Origin of the sequence: Caldisericum sp., from assembly GCA_022759145.1 — a bacterium.
Lineage (GTDB): Bacteria > Caldisericota > Caldisericia > Caldisericales > Caldisericaceae > Caldisericum.
Map to the genome: position 1 here is coordinate 1 of JAEMPV010000020.1, position 3445 is coordinate 3445.

Below are 3445 nucleotides of genomic sequence, written 5' to 3' on the forward strand. Positions count from 1 at the left end.
CGTAATTCGTTGCACTTATAGTCTCAGTCCGTGCAATTGTTTGAGACCTGTTTTTATAAGTCTCCTCAAATAGCGTTTTCATTCTATTCGCTAAGTCCGGTATGCCTTCGCCGTTCTGAATGCCTTCGAGAAGTTGGTCATAAATGTCTTTCCTTGTGGTGCGTATAACTTCTGAAGCAGACTGCTCTAACGACTTCATTAAGTTCTCCTGAATTTTCGGCACTTGCAAATTGAAACTTGCTGAAAAACCAAGAGAACTCAAAACCTTATCGCCTGCCTGTTGCATAAATGAAAGAATAAACGGCTTGAGATGTTTAACGTAGTAATCCTTCCACTCGTCAGGCAAAGTCAAATCAACTATATCTTCAAGTTTGATTTTTGTAATAATCCCGTTTTGAGACTTCTTTTTATTCAACTCGCTTAAAATGTATTTCTCTTGCTTAGAAAAAATATCCATAATCTCTTTTGCTAACCTTTTTTCCATCGGCTCAGTCATTGCGATATAGTCTTTTGAAATCAAATCAAAATCAAACTCTTTGTTCTCTTTCACTTCAAGCCTCTGCTCTATTTTCTCTAATTTTTCTAAAATCTTTGCGGCCTCAGGATTAGGTTGTGGACTTACACTTCCAAGTGGTGTCATGTTTAGATTACCACACCATTGATTGCACCATGGGACTGGCTCAAGCCCGTCCTGTGTGCGTATCTCGTTTATGTATGTTGTGCCGTTTTTGAGTTGTATATCTCGTATTTGCTCTAAAATCTGTTTATCTTCAAGCGAAAGGTTTTCTGTGAACTTAAATCGGAATTCTGCTTTATTGTCTAATAACTTCGTTGTAATCTGCTCTGCAAGGTCATTTGCTAAAGGTTTAGTCACATACTTCTCGAAAATATACTCTTGCGTTTGTGCAACGGCTTTATTAACGCCTTGCATATCGTTGAAAAAGACCGAAGGTATACCGAATGCAATCATTATTCGCTGTTTCGTTAAGTCATCTACTTCTTTCATTCCAAACTGAAGCGGTGAGTTTCTGATATCTACAACTTTCCAATCAGAACCGCTTAGAAGCATAACCTTACCTGCGTTTGACGGGGCTGCGTACTTCTCTCGTATCTGCTCTTTAATCGTGTCAATTTGCTGAGGTGTAAGTTTATCCTGCGTTGTGAAAATCATATTCAAAAAAGCCCCGTTGTTAAAAATGTTTGATAAGACTTCCATCTGGCGATATTGAAGTTTTGAGTCTTCAAAGACTGTTGATAACGGGCTTACATCTTTAATTATACGCACAAACGGTGATTGCCCTGTAATAAGTGCGACTTCTGAGATATCATAACTATCAGTCCAGAAAACACGCATATAAAGGACTTTGATTTCGCTTGGAGTTACTAAAAGTGTAATTCTATCGCCGTCTAAGAGTTCGGGTTGTGGGAAGGACTTTCTAACAAATGCAATACCTGTTATATCTCTCCAATATTGAATTTTCTGCAAAAATTGTCTCGGCGTCAAGTTTACAGGATTAGCAAACCACGACATTAACTTCTGATTAGGCTTGTCATCGTTTACAATTTCCCATTCTAAGTCAGAAATCGCCTGTGCTCGCAAGGTCAAGGCTCTATTTACATATGGATTTTTAATAGCGGCGTCTTCAAGAGAACTTATATCTGAACTTACACCGCCTGTGAGAAGTCCCGTTCCTACATACGAAAAATTTTTCTCTCTTCTAAAAAAATCGAATAAACCCATCAGATTATCACCACCTCAGGAGTTCCCTTTTTAAAATGCGAATACACTGCGTATCTAAATGCGTCCATTAAATGGTCGTTAAATTTTACGGGTTCTTCTAAAACATTCCCGTCTTTATCTTTACGATATGAATAACCTTGAATTTCTTTTATGAAGTTCACACAGCGTGGGTGTATGTGAATTTTGAAGTTCTTTACAAAGTTTATGCCTTGTATGACATCCTTGTCAGTCTTACCAATTACAAATCCTGCCTGCTCAAGTTCCTCAATTCTATCTGGCTCTGCAAGGTCAGGATAGTACACATTCGCTTGTGGCTTGTCTTTTAAAAGGTCAATGAGTTCGGAGTTTTTAAGATGGCTCTGATAAATCTCGTCGAAAACATAAAGTTCGTTGTCTATTATCCCAATGTAAGCAACAGCACTTGGATTGTTAAAACCGAAATCAACACCTGCAACAACTTCGTCGAAATTGAGTTCAAATTCCTTGACGTCCCAATTGTTATAAATGAGTTCTGACAGCGTTCCCCACTCACCAAGAGCATAGACTTTGTACAAGTTTTCGTTCTGTGTTTTCAGTCCTTCCAAAACTTCCACATAAGATTGGTCTATGAACTTATTGTCCTGATAGGTTGCCTTTCTAATCACTGCTCGGTTGTCTATCGTATCAAAAAACCTCTTTTTCAACCAGTGCAAAGCACTTACAGGGTTAAAGGTCAAAATTACCTGATGGTATTCGCTTGGATCTCTTAATCGCAAGTCAACCTGTGTGAAGTCTTCTTCTGAAAGTTCGGTTGCTTCTTCTATCCAGATTGAAGTTATACCTGCGATACTCTTTAGTTTTTCAACATCATCAAGTCCAGCGAATAGTATTTGATTTCCGTTCTGACACACGATTTTCATCTCAACATCGTTAATCTTAAATAAACTTGTCAAGTTCCATTCTGAAATTAAATCTTTTAGAAGTAAAAAACTTGAATTTCGCAATGTCCTTGCAACCTTACGGACTACTAAAATACGGCTCTTCTTCTCTTGCAAGGTTCTGATTAAAATTTTCTGTGCAGCAAAATAAGATTTGCCTGCACCTGCACCGCCGTATAAAATAAGATAACGGCTCTTGTTGTCTAAGAGGTCTATATATTTAGGGTTAAACACTTCCTGCTCGATTTCAATCACCATTCTTTTTAATCCTCACAACGATGTTTGCCTCGCTGATTTCCTGAAGTTCACCTTTATACTTCAAACCCATCTCGATTGCCTTCAAGGCTTCGGCGGCATTGGTGAACCCGTTAGATTTTAGAAATTCATAAGCAAGTTTTTCAAGGTCAGTTATCATTAGAAAGTCATCATGCTTTGCTTTTGCTATGGCGTCGATAAATTGTTCCTCTTTTGATTTGTCGCTGTCTTGATTTGCTATGACATCAATAATGCCTTGCTTAACGCCTTCCTCAAAAAGAGCCTTCCAACCGTATTTTTCAGCCCAATTTAAAATAGTTTGAGCCGTCAACTCAATATCAAACCTTTGTCTAATCTCTAATACGATATCCCTTAAAGAATACTGATGAGAACCTTCTTTGTTTGGTGTCAAATATAAGTCTTTTGCATAGTTTAAAACTTCCTCTTTGACTTTATTTCTTATCTCAAGTCACCTCACAAATAAAAACAGCGGGAAAGGAAAAGGAGGAAGGAAACCTTTCCCGCTTGCTAC

At 38.0% G+C, this 3445-nt stretch carries 3 protein-coding genes; all 3 read right to left on the reverse strand.

Annotated elements, in window-relative coordinates:
* On the reverse strand, positions 1–1741 hold a 1741-nt coding region (locus JHC30_01245), incomplete at its 3' end, for a phage portal protein (GenBank protein MCI4462779.1).
* Positions 1741–2916 carry a PBSX family phage terminase large subunit gene (locus tag JHC30_01250; protein MCI4462780.1) on the reverse strand — a complete coding sequence of 392 codons (1176 nt, stop codon included), beginning with the start codon at positions 2914–2916 and terminating at the stop codon, positions 1741–1743. The genes JHC30_01250 and JHC30_01245, both read right to left, overlap by 1 nt.
* A complete protein-coding gene (locus JHC30_01255) occupies positions 2906–3325 on the reverse strand; it encodes a hypothetical protein (protein ID MCI4462781.1) in 420 nt (139 codons plus the stop codon). Before JHC30_01255 ends, JHC30_01250 begins: the two co-directional genes overlap by 11 nt.
* Between the last annotated feature and the right edge of the window lie 120 nt (positions 3326–3445).

Coding starts and splice junctions, on each gene's coding strand:
- JHC30_01250 (MCI4462780.1), bottom strand. CDS start 2,916: ATGGTGATTGAAATCGAGCAGGAAGTGTTTAACCCTAAATATATAGAC.